At 62.1% G+C, this 18443-nt stretch carries 18 protein-coding genes; 9 read left to right on the forward strand and 9 right to left on the reverse strand.

Annotated elements, in window-relative coordinates:
* The first annotated feature begins 245 nt into the window (after positions 1-245).
* Positions 246-668, forward strand: a complete 423-nt coding sequence (locus PQR27_RS08080) for a hypothetical protein (RefSeq protein WP_408523102.1) — start codon at positions 246-248, stop codon at positions 666-668.
* A gap of 669 nt (positions 669-1337) precedes the next feature.
* Here the strand turns inward: PQR27_RS08080 and nodJ are convergent.
* Positions 1338-2165: a nodulation factor ABC transporter permease subunit NodJ gene (gene nodJ, locus PQR27_RS08085; RefSeq protein WP_408523103.1), complete on the reverse strand. Its 828-nt coding sequence runs from the start codon at positions 2163-2165 to the stop codon at positions 1338-1340.
* Positions 2166-2230: 65 nt separating this feature from the next.
* Positions 2231-3148 carry a nodulation factor ABC transporter ATP-binding protein NodI gene (gene nodI, locus PQR27_RS08090; RefSeq protein ID WP_408523104.1) on the reverse strand — a complete coding sequence of 306 codons (918 nt, stop codon included), beginning with the start codon at positions 3146-3148 and terminating at the stop codon, positions 2231-2233.
* A gap of 264 nt (positions 3149-3412) precedes the next feature.
* On the opposite strand from nodI, the gene PQR27_RS08095 reads away from it, so the two are divergent.
* On the forward strand, positions 3413-3877 hold the full coding sequence (locus PQR27_RS08095; RefSeq protein ID WP_408523106.1) for a universal stress protein: 465 nt from the start codon (positions 3413-3415) through the stop codon (positions 3875-3877).
* Between the two features lie 30 nt (positions 3878-3907).
* Here the strand turns inward: PQR27_RS08095 and PQR27_RS08100 are convergent, their stop codons facing one another.
* The 3 genes from PQR27_RS08100 to lexA form a co-directional block, all read right to left on the reverse strand.
* On the reverse strand, positions 3908-4570 hold the full coding sequence (locus PQR27_RS08100) for a DUF2939 domain-containing protein (RefSeq protein WP_408523107.1): 663 nt from the start codon (positions 4568-4570) through the stop codon (positions 3908-3910).
* A 130-nt stretch (positions 4571-4700) separates the two neighbouring features.
* Positions 4701-5045: a hypothetical protein gene (locus PQR27_RS08105; protein WP_408523108.1), complete on the reverse strand. Its 345-nt coding sequence runs from the start codon at positions 5043-5045 to the stop codon at positions 4701-4703.
* A 94-nt stretch (positions 5046-5139) separates the two neighbouring features.
* Positions 5140-5790: a transcriptional repressor LexA gene (gene lexA, locus PQR27_RS08110; protein ID WP_095419571.1), complete on the reverse strand. Its 651-nt coding sequence runs from the start codon at positions 5788-5790 to the stop codon at positions 5140-5142.
* 313 nt (positions 5791-6103) lie between these two features.
* Between lexA and PQR27_RS08115 the strand changes: the two genes are divergently transcribed.
* From PQR27_RS08115 to PQR27_RS08140, 6 genes are all read left to right on the forward strand, one after another.
* Positions 6104-7144: a sulfate ABC transporter substrate-binding protein gene (locus PQR27_RS08115; RefSeq protein WP_408523109.1), complete on the forward strand. Its 1041-nt coding sequence runs from the start codon at positions 6104-6106 to the stop codon at positions 7142-7144.
* 112 nt (positions 7145-7256) lie between these two features.
* The gene (gene cysT / locus PQR27_RS08120) at positions 7257-8159 is read left to right on the forward strand and encodes a sulfate ABC transporter permease subunit CysT (protein WP_408523110.1); all 903 of its coding nucleotides are present in this window, start codon (positions 7257-7259) and stop codon (positions 8157-8159) included.
* Positions 8156-9172: a sulfate ABC transporter permease subunit CysW gene (cysW, locus tag PQR27_RS08125; protein WP_408523111.1), complete on the forward strand. Its 1017-nt coding sequence runs from the start codon at positions 8156-8158 to the stop codon at positions 9170-9172. The genes cysT and cysW overlap by 4 nt, the downstream gene beginning before the upstream one ends.
* Positions 9172-10230 (forward strand): sulfate/molybdate ABC transporter ATP-binding protein, encoded by a 1059-nt coding sequence (locus PQR27_RS08130; RefSeq protein WP_408523112.1) that lies wholly within the window; start codon positions 9172-9174, stop codon positions 10228-10230. Before cysW ends, PQR27_RS08130 begins: the two co-directional genes overlap by 1 nt.
* Positions 10231-10315: 85 nt before the next feature.
* Complete coding sequence (locus tag PQR27_RS08135; RefSeq protein ID WP_408523113.1) at positions 10316-11242, forward strand: CysB family HTH-type transcriptional regulator; 927 nt, start codon at positions 10316-10318, stop codon at positions 11240-11242.
* Between the two features lie 117 nt (positions 11243-11359).
* Entirely contained in the window at positions 11360-12397 is a 1038-nt protein-coding gene (locus PQR27_RS08140; RefSeq protein WP_408523114.1) for an asparaginase, read from the forward strand.
* Between the two features lie 159 nt (positions 12398-12556).
* On the opposite strand, the gene PQR27_RS08145 is transcribed toward PQR27_RS08140, so the two are convergent.
* The 4 genes from PQR27_RS08145 to gcl all read right to left on the reverse strand — a co-directional run bounded on the left by PQR27_RS08145 (position 12557) and on the right by gcl (position 17297).
* The gene (locus PQR27_RS08145) at positions 12557-12958 is read right to left on the reverse strand and encodes a DUF3597 domain-containing protein (protein ID WP_408523115.1); all 402 of its coding nucleotides are present in this window, start codon (positions 12956-12958) and stop codon (positions 12557-12559) included.
* A gap of 676 nt (positions 12959-13634) precedes the next feature.
* The gene (locus PQR27_RS08150; RefSeq protein ID WP_408523116.1) at positions 13635-14543 is read right to left on the reverse strand and encodes a 2-hydroxy-3-oxopropionate reductase; all 909 of its coding nucleotides are present in this window, start codon (positions 14541-14543) and stop codon (positions 13635-13637) included.
* 57 nt (positions 14544-14600) lie between these two features.
* Positions 14601-15410 carry a hydroxypyruvate isomerase gene (gene hyi / locus PQR27_RS08155; protein ID WP_408523117.1) on the reverse strand — a complete coding sequence of 270 codons (810 nt, stop codon included), beginning with the start codon at positions 15408-15410 and terminating at the stop codon, positions 14601-14603.
* Positions 15411-15521: 111 nt separating this feature from the next.
* Positions 15522-17297: a glyoxylate carboligase gene (gene gcl / locus PQR27_RS08160; protein WP_408523118.1), complete on the reverse strand. Its 1776-nt coding sequence runs from the start codon at positions 17295-17297 to the stop codon at positions 15522-15524.
* A 172-nt stretch (positions 17298-17469) separates the two neighbouring features.
* Between gcl and PQR27_RS08165 the strand changes: the two genes are divergently transcribed.
* A complete protein-coding gene (locus PQR27_RS08165; RefSeq protein ID WP_408523119.1) occupies positions 17470-18384 on the forward strand; it encodes a LysR family transcriptional regulator in 915 nt (304 codons plus the stop codon).
* Positions 18385-18443: the final 59 nt, after the last annotated feature.

The following is an 18443-nucleotide window of genomic DNA, read 5'->3' on the forward strand; positions in this document are numbered from 1 at the left end:
GTGAGTGATGGATGGCAACGTACATTGAGAGGCAAATCTCCCTGCCGGGAGGCGAATCACGACCTAAACTGTGGGGACGGGGCGGGCTGGAGGGCCTGAACCGCGCGGCTTGCGATGCTGCGGCGCACGCCCTGATGGAAGCTCCTTTGGGGATACTGGTGGTAGGATTCAGCCCGAAAAATGAGAGTGGTACGCGACGGATGCGCGTGCCGTCTACAACAGAGCGATAGGACTCAGGACATCGAATGGCGCAACAAAAAACAAACCCGAAACTTGAGCAGGCGCTGACGCGCGGGGATCTTGCAATTCGCCAGGCGAATTCGGCGCGGGCGACTGCGTTACTTCGCGCGTTGGGGAAGATGATCGTCGACGCATCGGCGACGATTGGCGTCGAGGCGTTCACGCTGATTCCCGACGGCGACAAGATTTACGATCCTGCGGATGGGCTGTGGCCACAGGAGTTGCAGGTGTCGCTTGATGGGCCCGTCGAGGAATCGGACCCGGATGAAGTGCGGACTGTACGGTTGATTGCCGATGATCCTGGCACGGTGTTCCGGGTTGAATGGCAACGGGCCGATGGGAAGATTGGACGTCAGGAAGGGGGGCCGTTTGCGACGGTGGCGTTTATTTCTGATGTGGATATTCCCTGGACGGATGATGAGGATTAGGGTTTGATTTTGCCTTTTGCGGCGGCATTATTGCTGTGTGCCTACGGCGTTGGTTGTTTCTTTTCTTATTGGTTTATTAGCGTTCCCCCTGTGCGGGGGGCACCTACTTTTCTTTGCCGCCGCAAAGAAAAGTAGGCAAAAGAAAGCGGCTCACACCGCTAACTTTTAAGCGGGTCCCCTGGCTTGGAGGGGATCGTGGCTCCGTAGAGAATGAGCCTGCGCACCTTTTGGCCTGAGTGACCAGACCGTCATTCGTTCCGGCGGCGCTGCGCGCGCCGGGGCGGTACTTCACAAAACCATCGGTATATTTCGGCGCCTCGCCGAGGCGAAGCCGATGGCCCCCACCGCACGCAAACGAAGCCCCCGGTTTCCCTGGCAGACCCGTCCGCGACGCACGCAGTGCGGAGTGGGAGCGGATGACGGCTGTGTCACGGGCGGTGATTGACCGAGGTGTGATCCGTTAATCGGACCACGGTCCCCTCCAAGCCAGGGGACCCACTTAAATGTTAGCGGTGTGAGCCGCTTTCTTTTGCCTACTTTTCTTTGCGGCCGGCAAAGAAAAGTAGGTGCCCCCCGCACAGGGGGAACGCTAATAAACCAACAACAAAAGAAACAGCCAACGCCACAGGCGAACCAAACAATGCCGCCGCCAAAAACAAAACCAAAACCCTATTTCATCATCCTGCGCCGAAACAAAACCGCAGCAACAACAAACCCGCCAACGGCATAAACGACCAGTACGGCAACATGCACCCCGGCAAACTCAACCGGCCTCCCCAGCATAGCCGGCCGCATCAGATCAACAGCATGCGCCAAAGGCAAAATCTGCGTCACCGCCCGCGCTGCAGCGGGCAACTGCGAAGCAGGAAAAAACACCCCAGACAGCAACAACATCGGCGTCAACACCAACGTCTGATAAAACATAAAAAAATCATACGACGGCGCCAACGCCGTCACCACCATCGCGATACTCGCAAACGCGAGCCCAGTCAGCACGATGACCGGCAACGCCAGCAACATCGACGGAAAATTGGCGTAGCCCAGTGCGCCGGCGACCAGCATGATCGCCGCGCCCGACAGCATCGATTTGCTGGCGGCCCATATCACCTCGCCAAGTACGATGTCACCGAGCGTCAGCGGCGTATGCATGATCGCTTCCCATGTACGCTGCACATGCATCCGCGAAAAACCCGAATACATGGACTCGAAACTCGCCGACATCATCACACTCGATGCCACAGTGCCAGCCGCGAGAAAGGCTATGTACGACACGCCGTCAACATGACCCACCATCAGCCCGAGCCCGAAACCGAGGCCGAACAGGTAGATCATCGGGTCGGCAAGATTGCCGAACATCGACGCAATCGCGAGCTTTCTCCATACCAGATAGTTCCGGCGCCATACCGCAATCCAGTTCACGGCGTTTGCGGGCAAGGCGGCAAAGGGTTCCTGCTTCGACATCGTGTCGCGGCGGCTCTCGTAAGTGCGTGCGTCCATAACGTGTCTCGTGCTGTGTCTTTACAGCGATAAAAAGTGGCGGCCCGCGCCGGCATCGAATCGCATCAGTCCTGCATCTCGCGTCCGGTCAGCCGCAGGAACACATCTTCCAGATTTGCCGGGCGATGCAGATAGCGCAGATCGGCGCGCTGCTTGAGCCGCGCATGAATCGGTTGCGCGTCGTTCACGTAGCAGAACAGCGTCTCGCCACTGATCTCGGTTCGCTCGGCGAGCGGCGCCAACTCGTCGCGCAACGCCACCGGGTCGGGGCCGAAAATCTCGATGACGTCGCAGCCGATTTCGGAGGCGATCAGCGCGCGCGGCTCGCCTTCTGCGATCTTGCGCCCTTCTTCGATCACGCACAGCCGGTCGCAGAGCCGTTCGGCCTCTTCCATGAAGTGCGTGGTCAGCAGAATCGTCTTGCCGCGCGCCAGCAACGAGCGCAGCCGCTCCCAGATCAGATGGCGCGCCTGCGGGTCGAGCCCGGTGGTGGGCTCGTCCATGATCAGCACGTCGGGGTCGTTAACGAGCGCACGAGCTAGCGTCAGGCGCCGCTTCATGCCGCCCGACAGTTCGCTCACGCGTGCGTCCGCCTTGCTCTCGAGACGCGCGAATTCAAGTAGCGACGGCACCATCGCGCGACATTGCGCGGCGCTCAGGCCGAAGTAGCGGCCGAACACCAGCAGATTTTCGCGGACGGTGAAGTCGGGATCGAGATTGTCGAACTGCGGCACAACGCCGACACGCGCTCGCGCTATCCGCGCCCGGCCCGGGATCGGCTCGCCGCACAGGCGGATCGCGCCGGCGTCCGGCGCGGCGATGCCGAGCAGCATGCGCAGTGTGGTGGTCTTGCCCGCACCGTTCGGGCCAAGCAGCCCAAAACACTCGCCGACATTCACATGAAACGACAGTCCATCGACGACCGTCTTCTCGCCGTAGCTTTTCTTGACCTCGTGAAATTCGATGGCAGCTTCTTCAGGCATGGCGCGAGCAGAACTCCGGGAAAAGACGCAAATGGCCGGGAAGGCCGCCTATTCTAGGGCATCGGCAGGCGGGCGTTGGACCTCGCCCGACAGTGCCGCGGCGGTTTCCTGCATTGCCGCATGACCGTCCCGACCCTCCAGGCGTGGGTCGAATCCAGCGCGCACCGGTTTAGGGCGTACTTAGCGTTTTCCATCCCTTGCAACCTGAATTGCGGCGCACCATGATTCATGCATGTCGCGTTCCTCGCGGCCAGGGAGAAAATCATGGCGAGCTACCAAAAAATTCTGCTGTGCTACGACGGCTCGCGCGAAGGCCGCAAGGCGTTGCGTTGCGGCGCCGATCTGGCGTTGGACCTGAAGGCGGAAACGCATTTGCTCTCAGTGGTCGACATGCGTTCGAGCATTGCGCAAAGCGCGGGCCTGTTGACCGACGTGGCATGCGGCAGCTTCGAAAAGACCGCCCGCGACATCCTGCAGGAAGGGGTGGACTGGCTCACCGAACGCGGCGTCACCGCGCAAGGCCATTTCGCGTTCGGTCATCCAATTGACGAGATTGCCAATCTTGCCAATGAATTGCATGTCGACCTGGTCGTGGTCGGCCACCGTTGCCGCACTGGCCTTTCGCGCTGGTGGATGGGCGCGGGAAATACGCCACTGCTCGATCGGGTGTCGTGCAGCATTCTGGTGGCGTGCTCTTCCGTGCAGGAGCAGCAACAAGCCGCGGCTTGAACGAGATCACGGGCCGCGTTGGCTGGACGGTCACTCGTTCAGGTTGACCGCGGCCAGTTTCCACGTGAATAGTCCTTCGCGCTGCAAGATCGCGGAGTAGCGCGCGTCGCCCGCGCCATGCTGATACGTGACGACGAATTCATTCAGGCCGCGATAACCCGCCGTGGTTTGCGGCGGCTGAGGCGGTGCGGTGTTGCTTCCGTCGCCGCTGGTGGTGCCGGCAGCGGGAGGGGCCGGCACGGGCGCAGGCGCAGCTGCATCAGGCGGAGCATTCGGTGGAGCATTCGCTGCCGGTGGTGCTGGTGGCCGTTCGCCCGGATCGCCGCGTGGCGGCACTCCGTTCAGCAGTGCAGCCACACCATCCGGCGTGGCATAAGCGTCCACTAACGGACCGATCAACGCCACGCCAATCATCGCGCCAATTGCGGCCAATGGATTGCCATTGCCATGCACGGCGAGCCGACGTGTGAGCAGGCCGGTGACCTGCTGCTTCAGGCTCTCGCGCAACGCTGGGAAGTCGACGTACTGATTGACGGTTTGCGCATCGCGCGCGTCTGCTGCGCGTTTGAGATTGTTCAATGCAATATACGGCGACGCATAACCAAAGCCGAGCGCGGCGATCACCACAATCACAATCAACGTGACGATCAGCGGCCGCGTAACGCTGCGTTCCTTGCGTGTTGAAACTGCCATCGCGCGGGACTCTCCATCAGGTGTGATCTAACGTGGACCGCTGCCACGCGAAAACGATCCCCCACGATGCGATATCGGCACGTGCACGTGCGCGGACAGAGCAAAGAGCCCTGACGCCGTGCCTCGCCGCTCAGGATTCGAACACCGCGCCGTGCATGTTGGCTTCGTCGGCGATACAACGGTCAATCATCCGGCACACGGCGTCTACCGTGCCGACCATGATCAGCCGCGACGGCCCGTGATAAACCCGCACCGGTGCGCGACGCGCCGGCTCGGCCGTATTCAGCCCCGAATTCAACGACACGCGGGCAAAAGCCGGCAACGACGACGGCAAGCTCGATTCGCCAGTGGGAACGTCGAACAGCGATGGAGCACTGGCCGTGGACGCCTCGATCAGTGAGCAAGGCACCAGTTTGCGCAGATGGCGCAGACGACCGAACTGGCGAAAAGGCAGCAGGCGGGCAAGGCGTTCCATGAGTCTCTCCAGGCGATTCAACGGGCGATTCAACGGGCGTTTCAACGGGCGTTTCAACCTCAGGCAGCTTCGGTTGGGCAAACCGGTAGCGTGGTCAGAACTCGCCGGGGCGGATCAGCCCGACAGCGATGCCCTCCAGCGCAAATTCCGCACTGCCGGTTTCAACGAAGATGTTTTCGTAATCGGGGTTCTCGGCGATCAGTTCGAGACCGTTCGGCCGGCGCTTGAGGCGCTTGACCGTGACGTCGTCGCCCAGGCGCGCGATGATGATCTGACCGTCTTTGGCTTCGCTCTTTTTCTGCACGGCGAGCAGGTCGCCGTCGAAAATGCCGGCGTCGCGCATGGACAGTCCACGCACCTTCAGCAGGTAATCCGGCTTGCTCGAGAACAAAGCCGGGTCGCACGCGTAGTGCTGCGAGATATGTTCCTGCGCGAGGATCGGGCTGCCGGCTGCAACCCGGCCGATCAGCGGCAGCGACAGTTGCATGATGCTCGCGTGCGGCAGCGTGAACTGATGCGGTGAATCTTCCGGGCCCGCCAACAGGCGAATGCCGCGCGACGCGCCCGCCGCGAGTTCGATCACGCCCTTGCGTGCCAGCGCCCGCAGATGTTCTTCAGCCGAATTGGCCGAGCTGAAACCCAGCTCGGCGGCGATTTCCGCGCGGGTGGGCGGAAAGCCGGTGCGTTCGATTGCCCGGCGGATCAGATCGAAAACCTGCTGCTGTCGTGCGGTGAGTTTGGTCATGGCGCCACTGTATGTATGAACAGGTGACTGTATTTTTATACAGTATTCGGCGCAATTCAAGCTTTACTTTAAGTTCGTGGCCTGGGGTGACGCTCCAGCGCCGATGGTGGGCGCTCGAACACCCGTTTTCGTGCCGCAACGCCTTATCCAGCTGTCATTACCACTTTTGCGTATTAAAGAATGAATAAACATTATTTTTAATGATGAAAGCTCTTCGATAGACTGCCCTTCGAGTTGGCGCTCATGTGCACGTGACCGCGACGGAAAACAACACCAGACGCTGTTTCAGCGGACCACAACGCGGAGAATTGGCATGAAGCATCAGGGTATGGGGCTGGCAGGCACAACCAGAAAATTCATCGCGGCGCTTGCGTTCGGCGCGGCAACGGTAGTCGGCGGGATGGCGCAGGCGCACGCGGCAGACACGACGCTGCTGAACGTGTCGTACGACCCGACGCGTGAACTGTACCAGGACGTCAATCAGGCATTCGGCAAGGAATGGAAGGCGAAGACGGGCGAATCGATCACGTTCAAGCAGTCGCACGGCGGCTCCGGCGCGCAGGCGCGCTCGGTGCTCGACGGCCTGCAGGCGGACGTCGTGACGCTCGCACTCGCTTACGACATCGACGCGCTGGCGAGCAAGGGTCTGCTGGACAAGGGCTGGCAAAAGCGCTTGCCGGACAATGCGTCGCCGTACACGTCGACGATCGTGTTCCTGGTGCGCAAGGGCAACCCGAAGCACATCAAGGACTGGGACGATCTGACGAAGCCGGGTGTCTCGATCGTGACGCCGAATCCGAAGACCTCGGGCGGCGCGCGCTGGAACTACCTCGCGGCATGGGCGTACGCCGAACATCAGCCGGGTGGCAACGACCAGAAGGCCAAGGAGTTTGTCGGCAAGCTCTATAAGAATGCGGGCGTGCTGGATTCGGGCGCACGCGGTGCGACCACCAGCTTCGTGCAACGCGGCATCGGCGACGTGCTGATCGCCTGGGAAAACGAGGCGTTCCTGTCGCTCAAGGAATTCGGTCCGGACAAGTTTGAAATCGTGGTGCCGTCGGTGAGCATTCTGGCCGAGCCGCCGGTTGCGGTGGTGGACAAGGTGGTCGACAAGCACGGCACGCGCAAGCTGGCCGAAGCGTATCTGAACTTCCTGTACAGCGAGCAGGGCCAGGAAATCGCGGCGAAGAACTTCTACCGTCCGCGCTCCAGCAAGGTGCCGGCCGAGCTGACCTCGAAGTTCCCGAAACTGAAGCTGTACACGGTGGACGATTCGTTCGGCGGCTGGGCGAACGCGCAAAAGACGCACTTTGCCGACGGCGGCGTATTCGATTCGATCTACCAGCCGCAGTAATGTTTGAACGGCAAGCCGCAATGCAAAGCGGCAATCCCTCGACGAGCGCGCCAGGTGGCGCGCTTTTTGGCTAGATGGAACCGCCAGCATCAACCCTGAAAGAGTATCCAGCATGACGACGTTGACCTTCCGAAAACCGAGCGCCTTGCCCGGTTTTGGCCTGACACTCGGCATCACGGTGGCTTATCTGAGCCTCGTGGTGCTGATTCCGCTTGCGGCGACCTTTCTCAAGACCGCCACGCTCGACTGGGCCCAGTTCGTGCGCGCGGTGAGCTCGCCTCGCGTGCTGGCGTCGTATCGCCTCACGTTCTTCTCCGCGCTAGGCGGCGCGCTGATCAACGCGGTATTCGGATTTCTCGTCGCGTGGGTGCTGGTGCGCTACACGTTTCCGTTCAAACGGATTGTCGATGCGGTGGTCGATCTGCCATTCGCGTTGCCGACCTCCGTGGCCGGCATTTCCCTCGCGGCCGTCTACGCGGGCAATGGCTGGATCGGACAGTTTCTCGAACCGCTCGGCCTCAAGATCGCTTTTACGCCGGCCGGCGTGCTGATCGCGTTGACCTTCATCGGCTTGCCGTTTGTCGTGCGGACCGTGCAGCCAGTGCTTGAAGAGTTCGAGCGCGAGCAGGAAGAGGCCGCCGCGTGCCTTGGCGCGTCGCGCTGGCTGACGTTCCGCCGCGTCGTGCTGCCGGCGGTGTTCCCCGCCTTGTTGACCGGTTTTGCACTCGCGTTCGCGCGCGCGCTCGGCGAGTACGGTTCGGTGATTTTCATCGCCGGTAACGTGCCGATGAAATCCGAAATTACGTCGCTGCTGATCATCACCAAGCTCGAACAGTACGATTACGCCGGCGCCACTGCCATCGCGGTCGTGATGCTGGTGGTGTCGTTCCTGATGCTGTTGTTGATCAATACGCTCCAATGGTATTTGCAGCGTCGCACGAGTCGTGGCGGAGCGGGGCCTGCGCCTGCTGCGGCGAGCGTCGCGGCGATCGGTGTCGGCGGAGGTGCGCAATGAGCCGTGATTCCGTAAAGAGTGCCGGTACTGCCGGCGTCGCCGTGGCGCCGCGCGCGCCGCTCAATGTTGCGCGCCGGCCGGACCCGGTCACCGAGCCGCCTTTCGTGCGCTGGATTCTGACGGGCGTCGCGTTACTGTTTCTCGCGCTGTTTCTGGTCGTGCCGCTGGTGGCTGTGTTCTATCAGGCGTTGAACAAGGGCCTCGGCTTTTACCTGGAGTCGCTTGCCGACCCGGACGCGCTCTCGGCGATCAAGCTCACGGTGACCACGGCGGCGATTGCCGTGCCGCTGAATCTGGTGTTCGGCCTCGCCGCGTCGTGGTGTATCGCCAAGTTCGAGTTCCGCGGCAAGGCACTCCTGACCACGTTGATCGATCTGCCGTTCTCGGTCTCGCCAGTGATCTCCGGTCTGATCTACGTGCTGATGTTCGGCGCACAGGGCTGGTTCGGACCGTGGCTGCAGGATCACAACGTGCAGATCATCTTCGCGGTGCCGGGCATTGTGCTCGCAACGATCTTCGTGACGTTCCCGTTCGTGGCGCGCGAACTGATTCCGCTGATGCAGGCGCAAGGCAACGATGAAGAAGAGGCCGCGCACGTGCTCGGCGCCTCGGGCTGGCAGATCTTCCGCCGTGTCACGCTGCCGAACGTCAAATGGGGTCTGCTGTATGGCGTGATTCTGTGCAATGCGCGGGCGATGGGCGAATTCGGCGCGGTGTCGGTGGTGTCCGGCCACATTCGCGGGCAGACCGACACGATGCCGTTGCACGTCGAAATTCTCTACAACGAATACAACTTCTCGGCGGCGTTCGCCGTGGCGTCGGTGCTGGCCTTGCTCGCACTCGTGACGCTCGGGCTGAAGCTGCTCGCCGAGCGCCATATGTCGGCGGAACTGTCGGCCGCGCGCGATGTGCCCGCGTATGCGGGTCCGGCGAGTATCGTGACACTGCCGCCTTCTTCGGTCAATGCAACACGCGTATCGCAGCCACACCCGGTCAAGCAAGGAGAGCTGTAATGGGTATCACCGTTCGTAACCTGCAAAAGCGCTTTGGCGATTTCGTCGCGCTCGATAACGTTTCGCTCGATTTTCCGCCGGGCGAACTGGTTGCGCTGCTCGGGCCGTCGGGTTGTGGCAAGACCACATTGCTGCGCGTGATCGCCGGCCTCGAATACGCGGACGGCGGCCAGGTCGTGCTGCAAGGTCAGGACGTCGCGACGGTTGGCGCGCGTGAGCGTGAAGTCGGTTTCGTGTTCCAGCATTACGCGCTGTTCCGTCATATGACGGTGTTCGAGAACGTCGCGTTCGGCCTGCGGGTGAAGCCGCGTAAGGAGCGGCCTTCAGAGGCCGTGATCCGCGAGAAGGTGCATGAACTGCTCAAGCTCGTGCAACTGGATTGGCTCGCGCAGCGCTATCCGTCCGAGCTCTCGGGTGGTCAGCGGCAACGGATTGCTCTCGCGCGTGCATTGGCCGTCGAACCGAAAGTGCTGCTGCTCGACGAACCGTTCGGCGCACTGGATGCGAAGGTGCGCAAGGAACTGCGCAGCTGGCTGCGGCGCCTGCATGACGATCTGCATATCTCGACCATTTTCGTCACGCACGATCAGGAAGAAGCGCTCGAAGTGGCCGACCGTATCGTCGTGCTCAATCGCGGGCATGTGGAGCAGGTCGGCAGTCCGCAAGAGGTGTACGACCATCCGCAGACCTCGTTCGTCTACGAATTTCTCGGCGCGGCGAACCGTCTGCATGGCAATGTCGACGCGAGCGGCTTCGTGGTGGACGGCGCGGCTTTGCCAGTCGCGATCAAGGCCGACTTTAAAGGCCCCGCGTTCGCGTATGTGCGTCCGCATGATTTGCAACTGTATCCGCAAGCGTCCGGACATCGCGAGGGCATTATCGTCGACGTGCGGCGCGTCGTGACGCTCGGCGGTTCGGTGCGGGTAGAACTCGCGGGCCGCGAGGGCACCCTGCTCGAAGCGGAGCTCGATCGGGAAGCGTGGCGCGATCTGCAACTGTCGATTGGCGATGGCGTGACCGCGGTGCCGCGCGCCTTGCGCGTCTTTCCGGCGCATTGAGCTGGCGTAATGAGCCGGCGCACTGAGCGTCGCCCGAAAAACCAGATTCAAATAACTCAACTCTGGCTGAACCGGAGACATATAAATGAACTTCCAGCAATTGCGCTTCGTGCGCGAGGCCGTGCGTCAGAACATGAATCTGACGGAGGTGGCGAATGTGTTGTACACGTCGCAGTCGGGCGTGTCGAAACAGATCAAGGATCTGGAGGATGAGCTCGGCGTCGATATTTTTATCCGCCGCGGCAAGCGTCTGACGGGCCTGACCGAACCGGGCAAGGCGGTGCATCAGTTGATCGAGCGCATGCTGCTCGACGCGGAGAATCTGCGTCGCGTGGCGCGTCAGTACGCCGATCAGGACAGCGGCCACCTGGTCGTGGCAACCACTCACACGCAGGCGCGCTACGCGCTGCCGAAGGTGATCCGCCAGTTCACGACGGTGTTCCCGAAGGTACATCTGGCGCTGCGTCAGGGCAGCCCGCAACAGATCGCGCAGATGATCATCAATGGTGAAGCGGACATCGGCATCTCCACGGAAGCGCTCGACCGCTTTCCGGATATCGTCACGTTCCCGTGCTATTCGTGGCATCACGTGGTGGTGGTGCCGAAGGACCATCCGCTGGTGGGCCGCGCCAATCTGACGCTCGACGAGATCGCCGAATTCCCGATTGTCACGTACGACCAGGACTTTACGGGCCGCTCGCATATCGACCAGGCGTTCGCGAAGGCAGGCGCATTGCCCGATGTCGTGCTGACCGCCATCGACGCCGACGTGATCAAGACCTACGTCGAACTCGGCATGGGTATCGGCGTCGTGGCGGCCATGGCCTACGATCCGAAGCGCGACACGGAACTGGTCGCGCTCGACACGCAGCATCTGTTCGAAGCGAGCACGACGCGAGTCGGCTTGCGCAAGGGCGCGTTCCTGCGCGCGTACGCGTACAAACTGATCGAAATGTTCGCGCCGCAACTGAACGAAGCGGACATCGCCGCCCAACTGCGCGAAGCGGTTTGACGGCAGCGGCGCGGGCCCCCCCGGGCCGCGCCGCTGCCCCATAACCGGGCAGAAATCGCACGGCAATGCGTTTTTAAACGCATGGCGGCGCGCGGCGCATCGCTTACAATCGCCGCCATGAATACTTTGACTGCTTCCCCCGCGACGCCTCCTGAAGGCGCAACGCCGCTGCCGCGCATCGCCGTGCTGGCAACCGGCGGCACGATCGCCGGCACGGCCGCTGACGCCACCAATACGTCCGGCTACCAGGCGGGCGTGGTCGGCGTCGATCAATTGCTGGCCGTGGTGCCGGCTTTGTCCACGGTTGCACGGATTCAGTCCGAGCAGATCGCCAGTGTCGACAGCAAAGACATGGCGATGCCGCTCTGGACCACGCTCGCGCAACGCATCAATACGCTGCTGGCCGCCGACGACATCGACGGCGTGGTGGTCACGCACGGCACCGATACGCTCGAAGAAACCGCCTATCTGCTGCATCTGACAATCAAGTCGGACAAGCCAGTCGTGCTGACCGCGGCCATGCGCCCGGCCTCCGCGCTTTCCGCCGACGGTCCGCTGAATCTGCTCAACGCGGTGACGGTCGCCGCGAACGAACGCGCGCGCGGGCAGGGCGTGCTGGTGGCCTTCAACAACAGGATTCATAGCGCACGCGACGTCGTCAAGACGAGCACCTACGCTGTCGATGCATTCCAGTCGCCTGAGATAGGTGCGCTTGGCTGGGTGCAGGATGGTCGTGTGGAATTCCAGCGCGGTGTCGTCCGTCCGCACACGCTTGCGACCGAGTTCGTGATCGGCGCCAAATGGCCGCATGTGGAGATCGTCGCGAGTTATGCCGGTGTAACGCGGATTGCCGTGGATGCGTGTGTGGCTGCCGGCGTGCGCGGCATCGTGGTGGCGGGCACGGGAAACGGCTCGATTCACGCCTCGCTGCAACTGGCGTTGGCCGACGCGGCCTCGCAAGGTGTGGCCGTGGTGCGTTCGTCGCGCGTGGGTTCAGGGCATGTGATGCGCAACGGCGCCGCAGCCGACGACGCGCTCGGTTTCATCAGCGCGGGTTCACTGAATCCGTACAAGGCGCGAGTGTTGCTGATGCTCGCGCTGGCCGCGGGCGGCACGGGGCCGGTTGTGTTGCAGAAGGTATTCGATACGTATTGATTGATTGAGCACGGATGACCCGGTTCAAAGTCAGAACCGTGTCTCGCACGTGAAGCTTGAATGACAACGCGGCGCCCAGGTCATCGACCTGAGCGCCGCGTTGTTGTTTCAGCTGGAGGTTTATCTCTGTCGCCGGAAACAGGCGACGGCGGCAAGCCGCTAGGATGCCAGATCCGGAGGCAGTTTCCCGCCGTTCGCCGCCAGCGCTTGCATCACCTGTTTGTGCAGCCAGATGTTCATGCTCGCCGAATCGTTTGTGTCGCCGCTGTACTTCAGTTCGTGTGCGAGTTGCTTACGATGCTCGAGGCTGCTGTCGACGCCGAGCGCTTTTAACGTATCGACGATCGACGTGCGCCAGTTCAACGTTTGCCCGCTCTCACTCACAAACTGGTCCATGACGGCAGCGACGTCGACGTCGGCCAGCGGCGCGGGCGCCGGTGCAGCCGCCGGTGCGGCAGCTTGCGCCGCTGCCGGATCCGGGGTCGGCTCAACCGCAGGCGCAGGCTGGTCGGGCTTCGCTTTGCCGAAGAGCTTGTTTACGATGTCACCAAAGATGCTCATGCTGATTCCTTTGCAGATGGGTTACCGGCGCAAGCACATTCCGCTCACGGGATGAACTCTGGTTGTGAATCGGGCGAGTGAAGCAGAGCACATGTGCCGCGATGATCGGCGAGCCGCACGTGATCGCCGATACGCCAGCAACCAGACTCAACGAGTGTAGGAGAAAAGCGCGGAGGGATGTGTCAAAAAAGGTCGTGCCGCGGGCGCGGACTTGCAAGCAAATGCAAGCGGACTTGCGAGCACACCCGCAAAGAGGCTTGCAAGGAGAGGTGCAAGCAGGCGGCATACATGATGCAGCCGCTGCGAGAGATTGGCGGAAAAAGCATGATGCTGAAATCCGACAGCCGGACACCCGACGACGACGTCTGACCGACCAAGGCTTCCCCGGCGTCGCCGGGTGCCGCTGCGGACCCCACTTGCCGCTCTCAGCCCAGAGCGGCACGATTTGCCCGGTCCGCCATGCGTGTCGCATGATGGACCGGGCGCCCCACCTGCGGTTGCCATGACGTTGACAATGCAACCATCATGACAACCCGTGTTGCTGCCCGATGTCGTTTTTATGTGCTGCGTATGACTTTCACCGAACGCTCCCTGATTGGCCTGTCGCTGATTCTGTTACGTGGTGCATGCTATCGTGCGACCGGCCTTTGCAGCGGCATGCTTGCAGCGGCATGCGTCAGGCGGCTTTGGCTTCGCTACCCGGCGCTTGCGCGACTTCGTAGTTCGCCATGATTTCCAGCGCGCGCACCATGGCCGAGTGATCCCATGCCTTGCCGCCATTCGCCGCGCACACGCTGAACAGTTGCTGCGCGCTTGCGGTATGCGGCAGCGCGATGCCGAGCTTGCGCGCGCCGTCGAGTGCGAGGTTCAGATCCTTCTGGTGCAGTTCGATACGGAAGCCCGGATCGAAAGTGCGCTTGGTCATGCGCTCGCCGTGTACTTCGAGAATCCTCGACGAAGCGAAGCCGCCCATCAATGCACGGCGCACACGCTCCGGATCGGCACCCGAGCGCGATGCGAACAGCAGGGCTTCGGCCACCGCTTCGATGTTCAGTGCAACGATGATCTGGTTCGCGACCTTGCAGGTCTGACCCGCGCCGTTGTCGCCGATCAACGAGATGTTCTTGCCCATCAGTTCGAACAGCGGCAAGGCGCGCGCGAACGCTTTTTCCGGACCGCCGACCATGATCGTGAGCGACGCTTCACGCGCGCCGACTTCGCCGCCTGACACCGGTGCGTCCAGATAGTCGGCGCCGAGTGCATTGATCTTTTTGGCGAACGCCTGCGTGTCGAGCGGGGAGATCGAGCTCATGTCGATCACCAGCTTGCCATGCGTGAGGCCGGCGGCGACACCGTCGTCGGCGAACAGCACGTTGGCGACATCAGGCGTGTCCGGCACCATGATGATGACGATGTCGGCGGCCTGCGCGACAGCGGTCGAACTGGCGACCACGGTGGTCGTCTTGCTCAGATCTTCCGGCACCGGATACGCGCCATTCACGAACAGCGAATGACCGCCCTTGATGAGGTTGCGCGCCATGTGCGCGCCCATGATGCCGAGGCCGATAAAGCCGATCTTTGCCATGTGTCTAAATCTCCAGTGTTGTTTGGGGTGATGTGCCTAAGCTGATCGATGAGTCGATCAGGCAGCGGCGTGGGCCGCGCCGCGGGTTTGCCCGGCCACGCTTTGCACCCAGCCGAGGCCGGCGGTCGTGGTGGTGCGCGGTTTGTATTCGCAACCGACGTAGCCGTCGTAGCCGAGCGAGTCGAGCAGATCGAACAGGAACGGGTAGTTGATTTCGCCGGTGCCCGGCTCGTTGCGGCCCGGGTTGTCGGCGAGCTGGATGTGGGCAATCTGCGGCAGATTCTTTTTGATCGTCGCGGCGAGTTCGCCTTCCATCCGTTGCATGTGATAGATGTCGTATTGCAGGAACAGATTGTCCGAACCCACGGCGCGAATCACGTCGAGGCCTTCGCCCGAACGATTCAGCGCGAAGCCCGGGATGTCGTACGAATTGCACGGCTCGACCAGCAGCCGGATGCCGGCCTTCTTCAGCTCGCCCGCGGCGAAGCGCAGGTTGTCGACGATGGTGTTGCGCGCCTTGTCCGCATCCACGCCCGCAGTCGGAATACCGACGAGACAGTTCAGTTGCGGCACCTTCAAAGCCTTCGCGTATTCGATCGCGCGGCCGACGCCTTCCTGGAACTCGCCCACCCGATCCGGCAGGCAGGCAATGCCGCGTTCGCCGGCTTCCCAGTTGCCTGCAGGCAAATTGTGCAGCACGAGTTTCAGGGGATTCTGCTGCAGACGTTCGCTCAGTTCAGCGATCTGATACGGATACGGAAACAGAAATTCGACGGCATTGAAGCCCGCGTCCGCAGCTGCTGCAAAGCGGTCGAGAAATGACACTTCGTTGAACAGCATGGTTAGATTCGCTGCAAATTTCGGCATGGTGCTTTTGATCTCGCTGGTCGGTCAGTGGAATCACCTCGTGAGGCAATTCAGCGGCGCGCGAGTGGCGGCGCTGCTGAATCACACTCGGGTGCTGCCTGGTCAGGACGCTCAGTCGAGCATGCTGATTGCCGTCGGCGCGTCTTCACGCTTTTCGGCCAGATCTTCGAACTCGTTGATCGCGTCGATCTCGGTGCCCATCGAAATGTTGGTCACGCGTTCGAGAATCACTTCGACGATCACCGGCACGTTGAATTCGGAGAGCATCGATTGGGCTTTCAACAGCGCCGGCTTGAGTTCTTCCGGTTTGAACACGCGGATTGCCTTGCAACCCAGGCCTTCGGCAACCGCGACGTGGTCCACGCCGTAACCGTTCATTTCCGGCGCATTGATGTTCTCGAAGCCGAGCTGCACGCAGAAGTCCATGTCGAATGCGCGCTGTGCCTGGCGGATCAGGCCGAGGTACGAGTTGTTCACCACCACATGCACGTACGGCAGCTTGAATTGCGCGCCGGCGGCCAGCTCTTCGATCATGAACTGGAAGTCGTAGTCGCCGGACAGCGCGACGATCTGCCGTTGCGGGTCTGCTGCACGCACGCCGAGCGCAGCCGGAATCGTCCAGCCGAGCGGGCCTGCCTGGCCGCAGTTGATCCAGTTACGCGCCTTGTAGACATGCAGGAACTGCGCGCCGGCGATCTGCGACAAGCCGATCGTGCTCACGTAGCAGGTATCGCGGCCGAACACCTGGTTCATCTCTTCGTACACGCGCTGCGGCTTCATCGGTACGTTGTCGAAGTGGGTCTTGCGCAGCATCGTCCGCTTGCGTTCCTGGCAATCGGCAACCCATGCGCCGCGGTCCTTCAGCTTGCCCGCGGCCTTCCATTCCTGCGCCACTTCCACGAACAGTTCGAGCGCGGCCTTCGCGTCCGAGACGATGCCCAGGTCCGGCCCGAACACGCGGCCGATCTGCGTCGGCTCGATGTCCACATGCACGAACTTACGGCCCTTGGTATAAACCTCGACGCTGCCCGTGTGGCGGTTGGCCCAACGGTTGCCGATGCCGAGCACGAAGTCGGAGGCGAGCATCGTCGCGTTGCCGTAGCGGTGCGACGTTTGCAGACCGACCATGCCGGCCATCAGCGGGTGGTCGTCGGGAATCGCGCCCCACGACATCAGCGTCGGAATCACCGGCACGCCGACGGTTTCGGCGAATTGCACGAGCAGATCTTCTGCGGCCGCGTTGAGCACGCCGCCACCGGAAACGATCAGCGGCTTGTCAGCGTTGTTGAGCAGCGTGAGCGCGGCTTCGATCTGCTTGCGTGTTGCTTTGGGCTTGTAGACCGGCAGCGGCTCGTAGGTCTCGATGTCGAATTCGATTTCGGCGAGTTGCACGTCGATCGGCAGGTCGACCAGCACCGGACCCGGACGGCCCGAGCGCATCAGGTGGAAAGCCTGCTGGAACACGCGCGGCACCAGCGCCGGTTCGCGCACGGTAACGGCCCATTTGGTGACGGGCTTGGCGATCGATTCGATATCGACGGCCTGGAAGTCTTCCTTGTACAGACGCGCGCGCGGTGCCTGACCCGTGATAGCCAGAATAGGAATCGAGTCGGCCTGAGCGGAGTACAAACCGGTGATCATGTCGGTGCCGGCAGGGCCCGACGTGCCGATACACACGCCGATGTTGCCCGGTTGCGCACGCGTATAGCCTTCGGCCATATGCGAAGCGCCTTCGACGTGGCGCGCCAGCACGTGGCTGATGTTGCCTGCGCGGCGCATGGCCGAGTAGAACGGGTTGATGGCAGCGCCCGGAACGCCGAATGCAGTGTCGATGCCTTCTTTTTCGAGCACCAGCACGGCTGCGTCGACGGCTCTCATCTTGGCCATGAATGTCTCCTGAATGTCTGGGAATGTGCGGAAGCAAGGTGTTGAGTCCACTTTAGGCCTGACGGAAAGGTTTGATAAGATCAGTCCGGGTCGCTTATTTCGAAACAAAAAGTATGGAATGCCTCGTATGAAGGCGTGCGCGCCACGACGAGCGCAGACCGAGGAGACAGGCATGGACCGCTTCAAACAGATCGAAACCTTCGTGCGCGTGGCGGACGCGGGCAGCCTTGCGGCCGCGGCGCTGGAGGAGGGCGTGTCGCCGGTGATTCTCGGGCGACGTATCGACGCGCTGGAAAAGCGCCTCGGCGTGAAGCTGATGTACCGCTCGACGCGGCGCCTCGTGGTCAGCGAAGACGGTGCCGCGTTTCTGGAGCGCTGCCGGGGCCTGCTCACCGAATGGGACCAGGCGGAAAACGAACTGAGCGCCGGGCGGCGCGCCGTGAACGGGCACCTGATCGTGTCGGCGCCGGCCGCCTTCGGCCGCAAGCATGTGGCGCCGCTTGCGCCGGACTTTCTCGCCGACAAGCCCGAATTGCAGGTGTCCTTCAATCTGACCGACCGGGTCGTGGATCTGGTGCGCGAAGGTTACGATCTGTCGATCCGCATTGGCGGCGCGGTCGATCCGAACTTCGTGGCGGTGAAGCTGGCGTCGAACCGCCGCGTGGTGTGCGGCACGCCCGACTATTTCCGCAAATACGGCAAACCGAAAACGCTCGAGGATCTGCCGCAGCACAACTGCCTCGCGTTCAACCTGCAAGGCGGGCAGAACCGCGGCTGGTACTTTCGCCGCAACGGCAAACTGGCCACCGTGCGCGTGGGCGGCACGCTCGATTGCAACGACGGCGAGTTGCTGCACCGCTGGGTGTCCGAAGGGCTTGGGCTCGGCTGGCGTTCCACATGGGAAATCCAGCAGCAACTGGCGCGTGGCGAACTCGAAACGGTGCTTGACGAGTTCGCGCTGCCCGACTACGACATCCTTGCGGTCTATCCGCAGCAGCGCTACGTGCCGGCCAAGGTGCGCTATTTCATCGATTACCTGAAAGAGGTGTACGCCAGTGAGGACTACTGGAACCGTCCGGCGTATTAAGGGACGGGGCCGGGCGGCTGGCGGGTCGGGCCAGCGGATTTTTTTTCGCCGATCCTGCG

This window comes from Paraburkholderia fungorum (assembly GCF_046027215.1).
Classification (GTDB): Bacteria; Pseudomonadota; Gammaproteobacteria; order Burkholderiales; family Burkholderiaceae; genus Paraburkholderia; species Paraburkholderia fungorum_D.